At 62.0% G+C, this 18,505-nt stretch carries 16 protein-coding genes; 7 read left to right on the top strand and 9 right to left on the bottom strand.

Features of this window, described 5'->3' with window-relative positions; all coding sequences use genetic code 11:
* Positions 1-33 precede the first annotated feature (33 nt).
* The 7 genes from AC04SI_RS15200 (at position 34) to AC04SI_RS15170 (ending at position 7,076) form a co-directional block, all read left to right on the top strand.
* Positions 34-885, top strand: a complete 852-nt coding sequence (locus tag AC04SI_RS15200; protein ID WP_488474422.1) for a glycine betaine ABC transporter substrate-binding protein — start codon at positions 34-36, stop codon at positions 883-885.
* An 89-nt stretch (positions 886-974) separates the two neighbouring features.
* Positions 975-2,051 (top strand): quaternary amine ABC transporter ATP-binding protein, encoded by a 1,077-nt coding sequence (locus AC04SI_RS15195; RefSeq protein ID WP_488474421.1) that lies wholly within the window; start codon positions 975-977, stop codon positions 2,049-2,051.
* Between the two features lie 14 nt (positions 2,052-2,065).
* On the top strand, positions 2,066-2,914 hold the full coding sequence (locus AC04SI_RS15190) for an ABC transporter permease (protein ID WP_404278976.1): 849 nt from the start codon (positions 2,066-2,068) through the stop codon (positions 2,912-2,914).
* Positions 2,911-3,762 (top strand): ABC transporter permease, encoded by an 852-nt coding sequence (locus tag AC04SI_RS15185; protein ID WP_404278978.1) that lies wholly within the window; start codon positions 2,911-2,913, stop codon positions 3,760-3,762. Before AC04SI_RS15190 ends, AC04SI_RS15185 begins: the two co-directional genes overlap by 4 nt.
* Positions 3,763-3,777: 15 nt before the next feature.
* Entirely contained in the window at positions 3,778-4,776 is a 999-nt protein-coding gene (locus tag AC04SI_RS15180; protein ID WP_404278980.1) for a 4-hydroxyproline epimerase, read from the top strand.
* A 341-nt stretch (positions 4,777-5,117) separates the two neighbouring features.
* Positions 5,118-6,011 (top strand): dihydrodipicolinate synthase family protein, encoded by an 894-nt coding sequence (locus tag AC04SI_RS15175; protein ID WP_404278982.1) that lies wholly within the window; start codon positions 5,118-5,120, stop codon positions 6,009-6,011.
* A gap of 75 nt (positions 6,012-6,086) precedes the next feature.
* Complete coding sequence (locus AC04SI_RS15170) at positions 6,087-7,076, top strand: GlxA family transcriptional regulator (protein WP_404278984.1); 990 nt, start codon at positions 6,087-6,089, stop codon at positions 7,074-7,076.
* Between the two features lie 22 nt (positions 7,077-7,098).
* On the opposite strand, the gene AC04SI_RS15165 is transcribed toward AC04SI_RS15170, so the two are convergent.
* The 9 genes from AC04SI_RS15165 to AC04SI_RS15125 form a co-directional block, all read right to left on the bottom strand.
* Positions 7,099-8,718, bottom strand: a complete 1,620-nt coding sequence (locus AC04SI_RS15165; RefSeq protein WP_404278987.1) for a GMC family oxidoreductase — start codon at positions 8,716-8,718, stop codon at positions 7,099-7,101.
* Positions 8,715-10,226, bottom strand: a complete 1,512-nt coding sequence (locus tag AC04SI_RS15160) for an FGGY-family carbohydrate kinase (RefSeq protein ID WP_404278989.1) — start codon at positions 10,224-10,226, stop codon at positions 8,715-8,717. The genes AC04SI_RS15165 and AC04SI_RS15160 overlap by 4 nt, the downstream gene beginning before the upstream one ends.
* A gap of 21 nt (positions 10,227-10,247) precedes the next feature.
* Positions 10,248-11,090 carry a class I fructose-bisphosphate aldolase gene (locus AC04SI_RS15155; RefSeq protein WP_488474420.1) on the bottom strand — a complete coding sequence of 281 codons (843 nt, stop codon included), beginning with the start codon at positions 11,088-11,090 and terminating at the stop codon, positions 10,248-10,250.
* Positions 11,081-12,799, bottom strand: a complete 1,719-nt coding sequence (locus tag AC04SI_RS15150; RefSeq protein ID WP_404278992.1) for a glycerol-3-phosphate dehydrogenase/oxidase — start codon at positions 12,797-12,799, stop codon at positions 11,081-11,083. Before AC04SI_RS15150 ends, AC04SI_RS15155 begins: the two co-directional genes overlap by 10 nt.
* 20 nt (positions 12,800-12,819) lie before the next feature.
* The gene (locus AC04SI_RS15145) at positions 12,820-13,815 is read right to left on the bottom strand and encodes an aldo/keto reductase (RefSeq protein ID WP_404278994.1); all 996 of its coding nucleotides are present in this window, start codon (positions 13,813-13,815) and stop codon (positions 12,820-12,822) included.
* Positions 13,812-14,792: a sugar-binding transcriptional regulator gene (locus AC04SI_RS15140; RefSeq protein ID WP_006206592.1), complete on the bottom strand. Its 981-nt coding sequence runs from the start codon at positions 14,790-14,792 to the stop codon at positions 13,812-13,814. Before AC04SI_RS15140 ends, AC04SI_RS15145 begins: the two co-directional genes overlap by 4 nt.
* A 21-nt stretch (positions 14,793-14,813) precedes the next feature.
* On the bottom strand, positions 14,814-15,800 hold the full coding sequence (locus AC04SI_RS15135) for an ABC transporter permease (protein ID WP_404278996.1): 987 nt from the start codon (positions 15,798-15,800) through the stop codon (positions 14,814-14,816).
* Positions 15,801-15,816: 16 nt separating this feature from the next.
* Entirely contained in the window at positions 15,817-17,358 is a 1,542-nt protein-coding gene (locus AC04SI_RS15130; protein ID WP_488474419.1) for a sugar ABC transporter ATP-binding protein, read from the bottom strand.
* Between the two features lie 80 nt (positions 17,359-17,438).
* On the bottom strand, positions 17,439-18,470 hold the full coding sequence (locus AC04SI_RS15125) for a substrate-binding domain-containing protein (RefSeq protein ID WP_404279000.1): 1,032 nt from the start codon (positions 18,468-18,470) through the stop codon (positions 17,439-17,441).
* Between the last annotated feature and the right edge of the window lie 35 nt (positions 18,471-18,505).

Raw genomic sequence — 18,505 nt, 5'->3', positions numbered from 1 at the left:
GAATGGGAACGAAAAACAAAGGAGTGAGAAAAAATGAAGACGTTGTGGAAAGCGCTTTGCGCTGCGGCGATGGTCGGCATGACCATGCTGTCCGCTCAGGCGGAGGAAAAGACCATCACCATTGGCACGATGCAGTGGGAAGACCTGGGGTCGATCACCGGCGTCACCAAGAGAGTACTGGAAGATTCCGGCTATACCGTAAAGGTGGTGCCTTTTTCTGAATGGGGTATCGCCTATGCCGCGCTGACGAAAGGCGACGTCCAGATCCTGGCCTCGCTGACCGACTACGTCGCACAGGACTATTGGGACAAGAACAAGAAGAAGCTGGAGAAGATCTCGCCGGTTTCGTTCGGCCTGTACCAGGCTATTGCCGTGCCAAATTACGTGACGATCGACTCCATGGACCAACTGAATGACAACGCCGACAAGTTCGGGGGCAAGATCGTCGGCATCGAGCCCGGCTCAGGTCTCATGCGCGATGCGGTGAATTCCGTGAAGACATATGATCTCAAGCTTCAGCTGGTCGAAGGCAGCACCGCTGCCATGACGGCGGAATTGAAGTCGGCGATTGACCGCAAGGAATGGATTGCCGTGACGCTCTGGGAGCCGTCGTGGATGATGCAAAAGTACCCGGTCAAGTTCCTCAAGGACCCCAAAGGTATCTTCCCGCTGGCGCAGACCTACAACTGGATCGCCAAGAGCGGCTTCTCCGTCGAGAACCCGCACGCACGCGAAGTCATCGCCAGCGTCTATCTCCCACTTGCGGATATCACCGCGATCAACGGCGCAGTCGCCGATGGAAAGACCATGGATGAGGCAGTTGCTGCCTGGGTCGATAGCCATGCCGACCTCCTGAAGCGCTGGGAAAATATCAAGTCCGAGTAATTCGAAACGGCGGGCCGCCGACTTTGGTGGCCCGCCCCGGAACTGCGAAAACATGAAGGCCGGCATCAGCCCGGCCCATGGGGAACGCTATGAACATTGCGATGAATGACTCCAGCCAAGTGCTGGTCGACTGCCAGTCCGTATGGAAGATTTTCGGTGGTCGCGCTCAGGCCGCCGTGAAAGCCATCTCCGAACGTGGGCTCTCCAAGAAACAGGTGCTGCAGGACTTCGACTGCGTGGTGGGTGTCTCCGACGCTAGCCTCCAGGTCCGTCGCGGCGAGATCTTCTGCATCATGGGGCTGTCGGGGAGCGGCAAGTCGACGCTGATCCGCCTGCTTAACCGTCTGATCGAACCAAGCCTTGGCAAGATCACGGTGAAAGGCAAGGAGATCGCCAAGCTGAATGCGGCCGAGCTTCGCGAGATGCGCGCCCGCAACATCGGCATGGTGTTTCAGAGCGTGGCACTTCTCCCTCACCGAACAGTCCTCGAGAATGCCGCTTTTGGTCTCGAGGCTCAAGGCGTTGCAAAAGAACAGCGCAACAGAACCGCCCGTGCGGCCCTCGAAAAGGTTGGCCTTGCCGACTGGACATCGCGCTATCCCGACGAACTCTCCGGCGGCATGCAGCAGCGCGTTGGCCTCGCACGGGCGCTGGCCGCGGATCCCGAAATTATCCTCATGGACGAACCCTTCAGTGCGCTCGACCCGCTGATCCGGCGCCAACTTCAAGACGAGTTCCGACAGCTGACGAAGTCGCTCGGCAAGTCCGCCGTCTTCATCACCCACGACCTCGAAGAAGCCATCCGCCTTGGTGACCGCATCGCCATCATGAAGGACGGTGTCATCGTCCAGGTCGGAACGGCGGAGGAAATTGTGACCAAACCTACCGACGACTACGTCTCGGCGTTCGTGGCCGGCATATCCAGGATTCATCTGGTCAAGGCGCACTCCGTGATGCGACCCGTCGCCCAGTTCAAGAATTCGCAGCCGAATTGCGATGTGAACGCGCTGCTTCGGACTTCTCCGGAGGCCGATATTGGCGAACTCATCGACCTCACCATGCAATCCGATCGCGATGCGGTCGCGGTCGTCGAGAACGGCACTGTGGTCGGTGTCGTCACCATCCGTGGTTTGCTGCGTGGTGTTGCCGGGAAGCCTGCAGGATAGCTCGGGAGGGTGAGATGGACATTTCAGTCATTACCGACACGTTCGATACCTGGACGGATTCTGCGCTCGGTTGGATCAACGACAACGGCGAATGGTTGTTTGAATTTTTCAGGACCGTGCTTGAAGGGACCTACGACAGCGTGCTGTGGTTGTTGCAGCTCGCACCGTTTTACATGATCGCGATCATCGCAGCGCTGCTCGCATGGCGATTGATCAATGCCTTGGCTGGCGTCCTTGCGGGGCTTGCCTTGGTCTTCTGCGCGGTCATGGGGCTCTGGACCGAAACCATGAGCACATTGGCCCTGGTGATGACCGCCACGATCCTCGCCCTTGTCGTCGGCATTCCCATTGGCATTGTGGCAGGCTTCGTCAGGTCCTTCGATCGATTGCTCGAGCCAGTGCTCGACCTGATCCAGACCCTGCCACCTTACATCTATCTGCTTCCTGCAATTGCGCTCCTTGGCTATGGACCCGCAACCGCACTTGTCGCCACGATTATCGTAGCAATGCCTCCGGCCATCCGACTTACGTCCCTGGGCATCCGGATGACGCCGCACGAATTCATCGAGCTTGGCCAAGCATGTGGTCTGACGCCCTGGCAGATGTTCATCAAGGTCAGGCTTCCTTTCGCCATCCCAAGCGTAATGGCCGGGATCAACCAGAGCCTGATGATGGCCTTCGGCATGGTCGTCATAGCCGGCATCGTCGGTTCAGGAGGGCTCGGAGAGACAATCTATTCAGCCGTGCGCACGCTCGACATCGCCACGTCGATAAACGCCGCCATCGCGATCGTCATCCTGACCATGGTGCTCGACAGACTCACCCAGAGCGCGGCCCGCCGCGCCAGCGGAGGCGCAAGATGAACGTTGATCTGGTCCAGTTTTCGCCAGGGGCTTACCTGGCCCCAGCCGTGGATTGGCTGAATGCCAATTACCACCCGTTCTTCGATGCCGTGACCAAGCTGATCGAGGCGGTGCTGAGCGGCATCGAAGCAGTTCTTCTCTACCCGCCGCCATACGCGACGATCGTCGTGGCTGTCCTTCTCGCCGCATTCTTCATCAGCGTCCGGGTCTCGGTGGTGACGGCCGTCGCGCTTACGTTCTGCTTGCTGGCGGGTTTTTGGACCGCCTCGATGCAGACGCTGGCGTTGGTAGCGGTAGCGGTGATCATTTCCGTGTCGATCGCTTTCCCGCTAGGCATCCTGGCATCACGCTACAGGAAGTTCGAGGCTGCCATCCGCCCCGTTCTGGATATCATGCAGACCGTCCCGCCGTGGGTCTATCTCATCCCCGCCGTCATGATCTTCAGCCTCGGCCGCGTTCCGGCGATCATCGCCACGATTGTCTACGGCATTCCGCCGATGCTGCGCCTGACAACTCTGGCCTTCAACCAGGTGCCGAAAGACCTCCTGGAACTCGGTCATGCGACCGGTACTTCGCCGCGGTCGATTCTGTTCAAGATCGAAATCCCGTCAGCTACCCCGACACTGCTGGTCGGCCTCAACCAGTGCATCCTGCTGTCGCTGGCGATGGTTGTCCTGGCGGGGCTGGTCGGAGCAGGCGGCCTCGGCGCCGAGGTGACGAGGGGATTGACGCGGATGGAAATGGGTCTGGGCCTGCGGGCCGGACTGTCGATCGTCGCGCTTGCCATCTTCCTCGACAGGCTTTCCAGAGGCGCATTGGATCGGCGCCGCCGACCAGGAATGGCGTAGGCGAAAGGAAAACGCATGCGCCGCAGCTTCTTCTGCATTGATTCCCACACCTGCGGAAATCCCGTGCGCCTGGTCGCGGGAGGCGGCCCCTTGCTGCCCCACATCCCCATCGCCGAGCGACGTGAGCTGTTCGTGCGCGATCATGACTGGATCCGGCAGGCACTGATGTTCGAGCCGCGCGGACACGACATCATGTCGGGCGCGATCATCTATCCCGCCTACCGTCCGGACTGCGATTTCGCCGTGATCTTCATCGAAGTCAGCGGATGCCTGCCGATGTGCGGCGCCGGCACGATCGGCCTCGTGACTGCGGCAATCGAAGAAGGGCTGGTAACGCCCCGGGTGCCCGGCAAACTGTCAATCGAAACTCCAGCCGGCAGGGTCGATATCCAATACGAGAAGCCGGGCGAGTTCGTAGACTCCGTCCGGATGTTCAACGTTGCCAGCTATCTGCATGCCGCGGACGTCGCCGTCGATGTCCCCGGTCTCGGTCGGCTGGTCGTCGACATCGCCTATGGCGGAAATTATTACGCTGTCGTCGAGCCGCAGGAGGCGTGGCAAGGCCTGGACGGCATGTCGGCGAGTGCCATCGTGGATCTCAGCCGTAGCCTTCGCGAAGCGCTCGAGCCCGTCTGCAATCCCGTTCATCCCGAAGATGACAGGATACGCGGCGTGGACCACGCCATATGGTGCGACACGCCCTCAAGCAGCAACGCCGACGGCCGTGGCGCGGTGTTCTACGGCGACAAGGCCATCGACCGCTCGCCGGGCGGCACTGGAACTTCGGCTCGCATGGCGCAACTCTGTGGCAAGGGACGACTGAAGGTCGGCGACACGCTTCGCCAGGAAAGCCTGATCGGCACGGTGTTCGAGGGCCGCGTCGAGGCGGAGGCCGACATCGGCCCCTTCAAAGGCATCAAGCCCAGTGTCGGCGGCTGGGCGCGGATCATCGGCCACAACACGATATTCGTCGACGATCGCGATCCATTGGCCCACGGATTCCAGATCAAGTAGGCGGTATTGGGCGCGTGGGGATAGTCAACAGAGTTGGATGAACGTCAACGGCGGTACGGAGGCTTTTGTGGGTCTAGGCACTGACGACGCGTCCTACTACAGCTTACCTGTTCCTATAACAGCAGGAAGCCAGAGAATTTCTCGGTCACCGCACCGACCTCAAGGCAACTAACAGGGAACTGAATTATAGCGTTCAGGAGAACAGTCCAGGCTATCGATACGCACGGGGGCACTCCAACGCGCGTCGTCCGGGATATTGGGCCTGAACCCGGACCGACTACACCCAGCAGAAATCAACGTGACTTGACCTGCCCAGTTCAGACCACAACGAGGATATCGAGATGGAACAGTTTCCCTTTGAGGGCCTAAACCTAGCGCTTACCACGCCATTTGACTCGACAGGGGCGGTCGATTTCGCAGCCTTCGAGTCCCTGATTGAGCGCTACATTCTGACAGGTGTGCGCGGATTTGTCCTCAGTTCCGGCACCGGAATGCATGTCTATCTGTCGGAGCCAGAATCCAAAGAACTGATTGCCCGCGGCTGCAAGGCCATCAATGGTCGCGCGACCATTGTTGCCCAAGTTTCAGCTCTTATGCTGGATGATATCGTCTCGCGCACAAAACATGCGGCCGATCATGGCGTAAACGGCGTTATGGTTTTGCCGCCCTTCTTCGAAGGGCCGACCGACGACGCTGGGATCATCGATTTCTATGCGGAAGTCGCGAAGGCGAATGTCCCGATTATTGGATACAACGTGCCAAATGCCGTCGGTGTCGAGATCACGCCGGCCTTGTTTGAGCAACTGGCCAGTATCCCAAACTTTGTCACCGTCAAGGATAGCAGTGGCGACCTCATCGGCCAAGGAAACCTCATTCGAACCGGTTTCCCCGTCATGAACGGCGCCGACCCACTTGTGCCATATGCTCTCTATGCCGGCGTAAAAGGCTTGATTTGGGGTGGCGCTAACTTTGCCCCCAAAAGCTGTCTCGCCCTTGTGGAAGCGGCGAAGCTCGGTCTTTGGGACGAAGTCCGTCAGATCTGGCGGCGCCTCGAGCCTGCGATGTCGCTGATCTGGAAGGGCGACTACGTCCAATCAGTATACGCAGCCGCGGACTTGGTTGGCTATGGTGCCGGCGCTCCCCGCCGCCCCCTGTCGGCGTTGAACGCAGACAAGCGTGTCGCCCTCCGCAAAGCATTGGAGCCGCTGATCGAGTTCGAAGGCGCAACTCCATAGGGGAGTGATCCCTTCAGTGGGGGACATCAGGGCCTGAATTTCGGAACTCACCAATAGCCAGAGGTTCGAGCGGACATGAAATCAGCCAATGAAGCTCCGGGGGCCGGCCGATTGAAGATCGGCTTTATCCTCGCTCGTTCCTTCACCCTTTCCGCATTCGCCCTGTTCGTCGACACGCTCAGATTGGCGAGTGACGAGACCGACAAATCCGGCAGGGTTTTGGCTGATTGGCAGGTGCTGGCGAGCACCAGGCACCTGATCACCTCGAGTTGTGGCGTGCAAGTCGCTCCAACATCGGATTTCGTGGACCCCAGGGAATTGCACTACATCGTTGTCGTCGGCGGTCTGCTCAACAACGAGTTCCCGGTCGACAGCGAGACAGTCAGCTACCTGAAGAGAGCGGCGGCCAGCAAGGTTCCCCTGATCGGGGTTTGCACGGGCACGTTCATCCTCGCTGAGGCGGGCCTGATGAAATACCATCGGACTTGCGTAAGCTGGCTCCACTATGAGGCTTTCCGCCAGCGCTTCCCGGATCATGACGTCAGGGCGGACCGCTTGTTTAATCTCGACCAAGCCAGAGGTTCTTGTGCCGGGGGCAGCAGCGCGGCCGACATGGCCGCGTCGATCGTCAGGCGCCACATCAGCAATGAGGCTGAGAGAAACGCCCTCGAAGTGTTGCAGATCGAGAAGGCGCGCGCGCCCTCGGACATCCAGCCGCGCCGGCCCCCGTTCATCGAGTGCAAAAACCCCCGGCTCAAGGCGGCGCTCATCATCATGGAGAACCATGTCGACAACAAACTCTCCATACCCAAGTTGGCGGCATCCGTCGGATTGTCCCGGAGGCAGCTCGAGCGCCTCTTCAGGGAAGAAACAAAGAACTCTCCGGCACTGGTTTACCTTAGGGTGCGTCTTGAGCGGGCGAAGCGCCTCCTGATGCAGACCAAGGCTCCGATGATCGAGATTGCCATCGAGGTCGGGTTCGAAAACGCCTCGCACTTCTCGAAGGTCTTCCACAGGACGTTCGGGCAACCGCCAAGCAAGTTCAGGTCAGAGATTTCAAACTGACTTGTCGTGGCGGAAACCCAGGCTACCGCAACGCGTCTTGCAAGATCATCTCCGCTGCCTTCTCGGCTATCATGATGACCGGCGAATTGGTGTTGCCGGAGACGATGGTAGGCATGATCGAGGCGTCGGCGATGCGCAAGCCCGCAAGGCCATGGACACGTAAGCGGTCGTCGACCACGGCCATCCTGCCCGCCCCCATCTTGCAGGTTCCGACCGGGTGAAAGATAGTCGTGGCGATGTCGCCCGCCTTGCGCACCAGATCATCGTGACTGGAGAATTGCGGTCCTGGCAACATCTCTTCCGGCGAGAAACGTGCAATGGCCTTCGCCTCCATCAGCCGCCGCGCATGCTCGATCGAGGCCACTGCGATGCTGCGGTCGCCCTTCGTCGATAGATAATTCGGCCGGATCATCGCGGGCTGTCGCGGGTCGTCAATTGCCATGTGCACGGTGCCCCTGCTCTCGGGGCGCAGATTGCAGACCGAGACGGTCACGGCCGGGAAACGATGCAACGGCTCGCCCAGTCGGTCGGTGCTGAGTGGCTGCACATGATATTCGAGGTCGGGTGTTGAGAGGCGTGGGTCGGAACGGGCGAAGATGCCGAGTTGGCTTGGCGCCATGGACAGCGGCCCGCTGCGCCACAGGGCATATTCGGCCCCCATCGCCGCGCGGCTGAAGAGATTGTGGTAGCGCTGGTTGAGGGTAACGGCGTTCTTGACCTTGAAGACCATGCGTAGCTGCAGATGGTCCTGCAGATTTTCGCCGACACCCGGCATGGCGTGCCGGACCTGGATGCCAAGCTGCGACAGGAGTTCAGCCTGTCCGACGCCGGAGAGTTCCAAGAGCTTCGGCGAATTGATGGCGCCGGCGGCCAGAATGGTTTCGCGGGCGCTGGCGAAATGCAGCGAGCCGCCTTGACGGAAGACGACGCCGGTGACGCGGCGACCGTCGACCTCCAGCCGTTCGGTTTCGGCGCCGGTCAGGATACGAAGATTGGTGCGGCCCTTTATGCCACGCAGGAAGGCCTTGGAAGCGTTCCAGCGTACTCCCCTCCTCTGGTTGACCTCGAAATAGCCCGAGCCTTCGTTTGTGCCCTGGTTAAAGTCTTCCGTGCGCGGAATTGCGAGCTCTTCGGCAGCGTCGCGAAAGGCGTCGAGGATCGGCCAGGACAGCCGTTGCCGCTCGACACGCCACTCGCCGCCGGCGCCATGCATCGCGCTGGCGCCACCGTGATAATCCTCCGACTTGCGGAAATAGGGCAACACGTCGTCCCAGCCCCATCCGGCATTGCCGGCCTGCCGCCAGCCATCATAGTCGGCAGCCTGGCCGCGCATATAGATCATGCCGTTGATCGAGGAGCAGCCGCCAAGCACCTTGCCGCGTGGATAGTTGAGACTGCGTCCGTTCAACCCCAGGTCCGGCTCGGTCTTCATCAGCCAGTCGGTGCGGGGGTTGCCCATGCAATAAAGATAGCCGATCGGGATATCGATCCAATGATAGCGGTCGCTGCCGCCGGCTTCGAGGAGCAGGACTTTGTTTCGCGGATCGGCGGAGAGCCGGTTGGCGAGCACGCAGCCCGCCGAACCGGCGCCGACGACGACATAGTCGAACTCACCGAAATCAGATGGACGAACGACGGTCACTGGAGAGCCTGTCGGCTGGCGATGCGTTCCCACATCGGGGCCATTGCCTCGTTGATCTCGCCATAGAGCTGGTAGCGCGCGGCATAGGTTGGGGCAAGCGCATCGTTCGGCGCATAGCGGCGCGCGGCCGAGGTCATCGCCATGGCACCGGCAGCGAAATCCGCGAAGACGCCGACGCCGGTACCTGCTGCAATCGCCGCTCCCAGCGCGCCGGTTTCGCGGCTATTCGCGACGGTGACCGGCACGCCAAGCACGTCAGCAAAAATTTGCGCCCAGACGCCGCTGCGTGAACCGCCGCCGGATAACACTGCTTCATCGAACCGCGCGCCCGCCGCATGCAGCGTTTCGACATGACGCTTGTGTTCGAAGACAACGCCCTCGAACAGGGCACGCAGAATATGCGCCCGAGTATGCCAGCCAGCCATGCCATAAAAGCCGGCGCGAGCCTGGCCGTTCTTCTGTGAACCGTAGAGGAAGGGGTGGTAGATCGGGATATCGCCGGTCGGATCTATGGAAGCGACAAGGTCGCTGCACAGTTCGAACGGCGACTTTCCTTCCGGTACATGGTCGAGGAACTCGCGGACGATCCATTCCAGATTGGCGGCCGAAGTAGCACTGGATTCAATCGCCAGATAGCGCTGCGGATCGAAGGTCGACAGCATGAAGATCGACGGCTCGCGGATCGGCTCGTCGGTGATGACCTGGTTGATGCTCCAGGTGCCGGCAATGATCGAAGCGGCACCCGTGCGGGTGACGCCGGACCCGATGGCGCTGGCGACGACGTCGAACAGGCCGGCCACGACGGGAGTGCCGGCGCGCAGGCCGGTGAGCGACGCGACATCGCGCGTGACATGGCCGGCAATCTCGGCCGATTCCAGGACCGGCGGCAGCAGGTCGGCGCAGTCACCAAGGCCATAGGCCTCGAGCAAGTCCTGCTCGTAGCGCCGTCCCGGCATCGACAGCAAACCGCAACCGGACATATCGGTGGCATCCGTGGAGCGCGCGCCGGTCAGTCGGTTGACGATAAGATCCTTGCACAAGAATGCCGTGCCGATGCGGCCGAACAGTTCCGGTTCGAACCGCTTCAGCCAGGCGAGCAAGGTCGGCGTCTGCGCGGCCCAGGGTTTTTGCAGGCAATACTTGTAGGTACGGTCGCCGACATTACTCTTCGCCCATTCGCCGACTAGGCCGACGGCGCGGGTGTCGAGCGACTGGATGCCGATCAGCGGCGCGCCCGCCCGGTCGAGTGCATAAAGGCCGTTGCCGTGCCCGGCGCAGCCGATTGCGACGATGTCGCCGGCGTCGATGCCGGCTTCAGCGATGCAGCGGCCGATCACTGTGACGGCGTTGCGCCACAGTTCACCAAGATCGCGCTCGACATGGCCGGGCTTCGGCATCGACGAATGCGCGTCGAGCGCCGCAAGCGCCAGTTCGCGTCCCGTCATGTCGAAGATGATGGCCTTGATGACTGTATTGCCCGCATCAAGGCCCAGAATGTAACCGCTCATCGGCTTCTCCCGCAGTCGGCCTTACGCCTGGTTGTACAGATCCCAGGCGGTGGCGCCATCAGCGCCGTCGTGAATGATCGCCATCAGGCCCCGCACGACGGCGCTCGGATTGGCGTGCTGATAGATGTTGCGGCCATAGACCATACCCAGTGCGCCTTGCGCCATCAGCGCCGCCGATTTGTCGAACACGGCGTGCAGATCCTCCTTGCCGCCGCCGCGTACCAGCACCGGGCAGCGCGCCGCCTCGACCACGCGGTGGAAGTCGTTGGCGTCGGTCGTCGGGTCTGCCTTGATGACATCGGCGCCTATCTCGCGCGCCAGCCGCGTCAGCGTGACGATCTTCCCGGCATCGCCGTCGACCATGTAGCCGCCATGCTCGGCGACCGGCAGCATGGCCAGGGGTTCGATCATCAGCGGCATGCCGTACTTTTCGCAGTCGGCGCGTACGCGGGCGATGTTCTGAACGCATTGGCGGAAGAGGTCCGGTTCGTCGGGCAGCATGAACAGGTTCACGACCACGCAGGCGGCATCCATCTCGATGGCGCCGATCAGCGGTTCGACCTCGTTTTGCAGCACCGCCCACATCGCCCGGTGGCGCACCTTGTTGTACGGGTTGCCCATGTCGATGCGCATCACCAGTGCCGGCTTGTCCTTGCCGGGCAGGTTCTGCAGCAGGTCGGCCTGGCCGTAGTTCATCTGGATAGCGTCCGGCCCGGCCTTCGCCAGTTTTTCGACAACGCCGGCCATGTCTTCCAACCCAACAAGGAAGCTCGGCTCGTTGCAGACCCCATGATCGATGGCAACGTCGAGGCAGCGACCGTTGCCGAACAGCCGGTTCATGCGGACTTTCTTGTTCACGCGCATATTGCGCTCCTTTTGTTGTTTTCGCCGGGAAGGTTCGGCAGAAGGACGCCGTGCTGATGCTCCAGCAGCGACAGAAGGGCGGCACGTTCGGTATCGGCCTGAGCCGTGCTCCAGCCCTTGCAGATAGCCAGGATTGAAAGCACGGCATCAACCAGTTGGCATGTCAGGTCGCCTGCTATGGCTATGGTGGTACGACGCAGGAAAATGTCAGCCAGCGACTCGACGTGCTCACGCTCGATGATCAGCCGGATCTCGCCGGTGGAATAATCCGTGCCAGGCAACATCGGGTCCGGCACGACCGAAATTGCCGCCGCGATTCCGCCCGCCGACGTGCCGTAGCGTTCCAGAAGAGTTTGCGCGCGCGGCATCGTCAATCCGTGTTCCGCCGCCAGCCTGGCACACCATTCGGCGGGATCGGAAGGAAAATCACGGCCACCGCCGATGGCGAGATCCTCGGTACCGACCGTGCGTACCAGCCCCGACCGCTCCAGCGCCATGTCGGCTGCCAGCGCGCCAAACGAGCGAAACGTCGTCCACTTGCCGCCGATCATGCACAGCGTCGCCGGCAAATTGCCAACCGGCTCGACGAATTCGCAGAAATGGTCGCGCGGGATGCGGCCCGTGAAACTGTCCTTGCTGGCTGGCAACGGCCTGACGCCCGAGAAGCGGAAGACGATCTCATGCTTGGCGATTTTGATCGATGGGAAGACAAAGGCCAGCGACTGCAGGATGTACTGGAGTTCGTCGTCCTCGCAGCGCACGGTGTCAGGATCGTCGACGCGGATTTCGGTCGAGCCGATCAGAACCTTGCCGAGATAGGGAAACAGGATGCAGATGCGTCCATCCTCGTTCTCGTAATAGACCATGTTCGCACCAAGCGCGTCATGGAGCTCCTGGTTGTCGACGATCAGGTGCGAGCCTTTGGTGCCGCCCATCATGCGCGGTGCTGGCGCGCCGATCGCCTTGTTCGTCAGGTCGATCCAGCCGCCGGTGGCGTTGATGACGAGGCGCGGGCGCAGCGACAGGGTCTCCCCCGAAACGGTATCGGTCAGCGCGAGGCCGTCTTCGTCGGAGCCGATGCGCGCATAGTTGAGCGCACGCGCGGCGCGTGAAGCCGCCATCGCGTCGTTCAGCATTTCAAGGCCAAGCCGCTCGGGTCGACTCACCCAGGCGTCGTAATAGGTCGCCGAACTACGGGTCGCCGGATTGATGGCCGGCCACGTCTTCAGCGTTTCCTTGCGCCCTCGGAAGCGATGGGTCGGCATCAGCCGGCGCGATGCCGTGAAGACGTCATAGAGCGTCAGCCCGGCCTTGATGACGAGTGCGCCGCGCCGGCTCGGCCGCCGGGTGAGGCCGAGGAAGCGGACGGCGCCATTGGCGATGCCGGAGAAGATGTCGAAGATCGGCACCGTCGTCGGCAGCGGCGCGACGTAGTGCGGCGCATTCCGCAAGAGCCGGTCGCGTTCCCGCAGCGATTCCTTGACCAGCTTGAACTCGCCATTCTCCAGATAGCGCAGGCCGCCATGCACCATGCGCGAAAGCGCTGCGCTGGCTCCGCTGCAATAATCGCCCTTCTCGGCGAGCAGCACGTCGACGCCCTGCAGGGCAAGCTCGCGAAAGACGCTGATGCCGTTGATGCCGCCGCCGATAATCAGCACGGCAATGTCGGGCCGCTCTCGCAGCGCGGCGAGTGTTTCGGTGCGCTTCATTGCGGAAATGCCTCGTTTGCTCAGGCAGCCATCTGGGAGAGATGCATGGCTATCGCTGTGTCGATGGCGGCCAGTTCATCGCGGCTGAGCCTGATCTCGCCGGCGCGCGCATTGTCGAGCGCCTGATCGGCGTTGCGGGCGCCGCATAGCGCAAAGGTGATGCCTGGCTGCGCCAGCGTCCAGGCAATCACGATCTGGGCCATCGAGGCTTCGTCCCGTTCGGCGATCGGGCGGATGGCCTGCTTGAGCGCCGCCACCTTCTGCCGGTTCCCGGCCGAGAAGCGCGGATTGTCCTTGCGCTGGTCGTCGCCGGTGAAGCTGCGCCCCGGATCGACCGACCCGGTGAGCAGGCCGAGCGCCAGAGAGGAGTAGCTCAGTGTCGCCACATCGTGCCTGCGCGTGATCGGCAACATCGTGCCTTCGATCTCGCGGTCGATCATCGAATAGCGTTCCTGGATGGCGTCAAGCTGCCCGGCGGCGACATAGTGCTCAAGGTCCCTGGTGCTGACATTGCTTGCGCCGATCGCCCTGATCTTGCCGGACGCCTTCAGCTTCTCCAATGCCGCAACCGTCTCGGCGATCGGCGTGGTCGGGTCCTGCCAGTGGGTGATGTAGAGGTCGATGTAGTCGGTGCCGAGCCGCCTCAGGCTCTGTTCCACCTCATAGGCGATGCCGTCGGCGCCGAGATAGCGGTGCACCGGCTTGTCGTCCTGGTCGAAGAAATGGTTGCCCTTGCCGGAATGCCAGTTCAGCCCGCATTTGGTGGCGATCACCACCTTGTCGCGCTTGCCCTTGATCGCCTTGCCAACGATTTCCTCGCTGCGACCGAGGCCATAGGCAGGCGCGGTGTCGATCAGGCTGACGCCGGCGTCGATGGAGGCTTCGATGGTGCGGATCGAGGCTTGCTCGTCAGTGCCGCCCCACATCCAGCCGCCGATCGCCCAGGTGCCGAGACCTACGGCGGATGCCTGGATGCCGGACGCGCCGATCGCACGCAGGATTTGTTCTGAACTCATGCTGCCTCTCTTTCGGCAAGGTCGAGAATGCCAAGGCCGGTGGCCTCGTCGGTTACGATGATGTCGAGATGATTGCCGCGCATGGCGCTGAGGATCGGCGCGATCTTGCTCGGCCCGCTGGCGACGCCGATGGAGCGCGGAATGGTGGCGAATTCGTCAAGGGTGAGCGACACCAGCGAGCGGTTGAGCGAATAGTCGCTGAGCTTTCCGTTTCGGTCGATCAGGTGTGCCAGCAATTCGCCGGATGCGCCCGAACGTTCGATAGCCTGGCGGTCGGCGCTGGAGGAGGGATGCAGGTCGTAATAGCTAGAATCGTCGGTCAGGATAGAACCGACGCCGACCACGGCGACATCGGCCTCGCGCGCCCGGCGAAACACGTCCGCCACCGCGCGCACGCCCATCAGCATCTCGCGCTGTTCCGGCGTGTCGGCAAACAGCGGCGCATGGATCTGGTAGGCGCGGCCGCCCAGTCTGTCGGCCATCAGCGAGGCGACGTGATTGACGTCGGTGTAGTGTTTGCCCTGCACGAGCCCGGTCGCCGGAATGACTTCGACATCATAGCCGCGGCCCGGCTTCAACCCGGCGACCAGCGCGCTGACGCCTTTGCCGCCGGTAATCGAGATGGTGTCGCCGTCCTTGATCGTTTCGAGCAGGAGGTTGGCCGCCGCCTCGCCGACTCGCAGCAAGGCCGTCTGCGGGTTTTCCGAGACCGTCGGCACCACGACCGCACGCTCGATGCCGCCGAGCCTCACCAGCCGCGCTTCGAGATCGACCAGATGGTCGATCGGCGACTTGATCTTGATCTCGACCAGGCCGAGCTGGTGGCCGCGCTTGATCAAACGGTTGACGGTGGCGTGCGAGATGCCGAGTTCCCTAGCGATCTCGGCCTGCGTCTTGCCCTCCATGTAGTGGAGGACAAGCGCCTGATGCATCTGGCGGACGGTCGAGATGTCGTCGCGTGTGTTTGGGGGTGCCATGATCGCTCTATCGTCTCGAACTCAGGACTTCTTGCGGTGCAGGAAGTGGTCGGCCGACACCGCAGCCAGGAGGATGCAGCCTTTGATCATGTCCTGCCAGTAGACGGAGATGTCGAGCAGGATCAGCGAACTGGTGACCACCGACAACAGCGCCATGCCGAGTATGGCGCCGAAGATCGTGCCCGAGCCGCCCTTGAGCGAGGCGCCGCCGATGACGGCCGCCGCGATCACGTTGAGCTCCATGCCGGCGCCGAAGGTCGGCGTGGCGGCGCCGAAGCGCGCCATGTAGATCACACCCGCAAAACCGGAGAGCGTCGCGCACAGCACCGTCACCCAGAACTTCACCTGGTTGGTCTTGATGCCGGAGAACTGCGCCGCCTTCTCGTTCGAGCCGGTGTAGAACACCTTGCGGAAGGCGGTGGCGCGCCGGAGCAGGAAATCGAAGATCGCCACCACGACCACGAAGATGATGATGACATAAGGCACGCCCTGGAGGTTGCCCTGGCCGATCGCCTTGAATTCCGGCGGCAGCTTGAACAACGACAGTGGCGTACCCTTGGTGATGACCAGGCACAGGCCACGCACGATCACCATCGCCGCCAGCGAGGTGATGAAATGGTTCAGCCCCACGACCGTCACGAAGAAACCCATGACCGCGCCGATCAGCGCACTTACTGCGATGCCGATCAGGCTCGCAGTCCAGGGATCCAGCCCGGCCAGGAACAGCGCCCCCGAAACCACCATCGAGAAGCAGACGACCGAGCCTACCGACAGGTCGATGCCGCCGACGATCAGCAGGATGGTCATGCCGACGACGACAATGCCCTCGATCGAGAAGCTCATCAGCATGGCGCGGAAGTTACCCCAGGTGAGGAAATGCGGCGAGGCGAGGCTCATGGCGATGCAGAGCGCCAGGATGATGACGATCAGGCCGGCTTCGCGCATCGAGGCGAACCGAGCGAAGCTGGCACGGCCGCTGGCATCCGCCACCTTGATCTCGGCATGCATCGTGGTTTCTCCCGCGCTAGGCGACATTCTGGGCCTGCCCCTCATACACTGCGTTCGGTTGCACGCCGGAAGCCAGCATGATGATCGTTTCCTCGTTGAGTTGACCCGTTCCGAGCTCGCCGGCGATGCGGCCTTCGCGTACCACAGCCACCCGGTCGCACAGACCGATGAGTTCGGGCAGTTCCGAGGAGATGACGATGATGCCGACGCCCTGGTTGGCGAGGTCTCGCAGGAGGCGATGAATCTCGACCTTGGCGCCGACATCGATGCCGCGCGTCGGCTCGTCCATGATGATGACCTTCGGTGCGACCGAAAGCTGCTTGGCAATCGCCACCTTCTGCTGGTTGCCGCCAGAAAGCGTCGATACAGCCGCATCGATGCCGGACATGCGCACGCCGAGTTGCCTGGCAAGGCTGGTCGCCTGATCTGCTTCGGCGCGGCGGTCGAGCAGGCCGAAACGGCCGGTAAGCTTGCCGAGGTCGAGTGCCGAAACATTGGCCGCGATCGACAGATCGAGGAAGACGCCGGAACCCTTGCGATCTTCGGAGAGATAGACGAGACCAGCGCGCACGGCATCGGCATAGCTGCGGATCGCAAGGTTTTTTCCGTCGAGTACGACGCTGCCGGCGGTCGCAGGCCTCAGCCCGCAGATCGTCTGCGCGATCTCGCTGCGGCCAGCGCCGATGAGACCGCCGATGCCGAGAATTTCACCAGTTCGCAAGTCGAGATCGACATTGGTGAAACGGGTACCATCCGACAGGCCACTCACCGAGAGCAGTGCGCGGCCAGGCTTTGCATCGGCAGGAAGCTTGTCGGGATAGAGCTGAGTGATCTCGCGGCCGACCATCTTGCGGACCACGTCGTTGGGCGACGTCGCCTCGATGGCCTCGGTCGCGACATAGCGCCCGTCGCGGAAGACGGTGACGCGGTCGCACAGCGAAAAGATCTCGGCCATGCGATGGCTGATGTAGATGACGGAAATGCCGCGCTGCTTCAGCCCGCGCACGATTGCGAACAGGCGCTGCGCCTCGGTTTCGGTCAGTGCCGCGGTCGGCTCGTCGAGGATCAGCACCTTGCAGTCGAGCGTCAGCGCCTTGGCGATCTCGACCAGTTGCTGGCTGGAAATGGAAAGGTCCGCGACCTTGGTGCGCACCGTAATAGGTGCGAGCCGGTTCATCGCCTTCTCGGCGTCTGCATGGACCTGTTGGAAATTCATCAGCGGCGCGCGCCGGGCGTTGATCGCCGCCATGCAGATGTTCTCGGCGACCGTCGCATCCTGGCAGAGCGCGATTTCCTGATGCACCAGCGCGATGCCCATCTTCTGCGCCGCCGCGGGCGATGCGATCGTCACCGGCTTGCCGTAGATCAGGATGTCGCCCTCGTCTGGCTGCAGGATGCCGCCGATCATATTCATCAGCGTCGACTTGCCGGCGCCGTTCTCTCCGCACAGCGCATGGACCTCGCCGTGGCGCAGCTCGAACTGCACGCCACTCAGCGCCTGGATCGGCCCGAACGCCTTGGAAAGGCTCCGGATCTGAAGGACGGGCGCGTCGCTCACGCCATGCTCCTGCGAAAAGAGTTCGAAAGCCGGCCGGAAGGGAAGACCCCTTCCGGCTCTCATGTCGGCTCGGCTCGAGACTACTCTTCGATGCCCTTGGTGCCACGCCGCTTGAGATACTTGTCCCAATAGAAATCGTCGGCGTTGTCCTTGGTCACGATCGAGAAGCCATTGTCGACGAACGGCACCTTCATCGCGTTGGCGCCGGCGCGCTTGGCGTCGTTCATCGGGTCGATCAGTTCGGGATGCTTGGCCAGCCACAGAAGCATGAAGCCCATATAGCCTTGCATGCCCTGGTTGGGGTTGACCGAGCCGAAGATCTCGCCGGCCTTGATCATGTCGAGGATCTTGGCGTTGACGTCGGCCAGCATGACCCTGATCTTGCCGCCACCTTCCTTGGCCGCTTGAGCCGCGCCGATCGCCGAATTGGCTTCCGGCATGAAGACGGCACCGAGATCGGGATGGGCCTGGGCGAGGCTGAGCACCGCCTGATAGGCCTTGGTCGGGTCCTGGTTGGACGCGGCGCGGCCGACCAGCTTCATATCAGGCCATTTGGCTTCCATGCGGGTGACAAAGGCCGAGATGCGCTTGTCGTGATTGTCCTGGCCGGGGTTCTCGAGGACCGCATATTCGCCCTTGCCGCCCATCGCCTCGGCGACGGCGTCGGCGGCATAGGTGCCTTCGGCGACATTGTCGGAGGTGATGTAGGAGACACGCTTGGAATTGGGCGAGTCGGCGGCGAAAGTCACCACCGCGGTGCCGCCGTCGGTGGCGCGGTTGATCGGCTCGATAAACGGATCGGAATTCATCGGATGCACCAGGATGCCGGCCGGCTTCTGCGCCAGTGCCTGGTCGAAAGTGGCGATCTGCTTGTTCACGTCATATTCCGGCGTGCCGGTATATTCGGTCTCACAGCCGAACTGCTGCCCGGCCTGCTTGAACATTTCATAGACGGGGAACCAGTATTCGACGCCCGAGACCATGACGTTCATGACATATTTTTCACCCGGCTCGCATTTGAACGGGTTGGCGGTATCGGCGTAGGCCTGGGTCGAGACCAAGATGGTCGACGCGGCCGCCGCCATGGCGAGCGTGCTCAGAAATTTGCGCAAGATTCCTCCTTGGCCGAAGCCATGCTCAATGACAA

The sequence above is a fragment of the Mesorhizobium sp. CNPSo 4689 genome (assembly GCF_057784325.1).
This window is presented reverse-complemented; position numbering and strand designations above follow the sequence as displayed.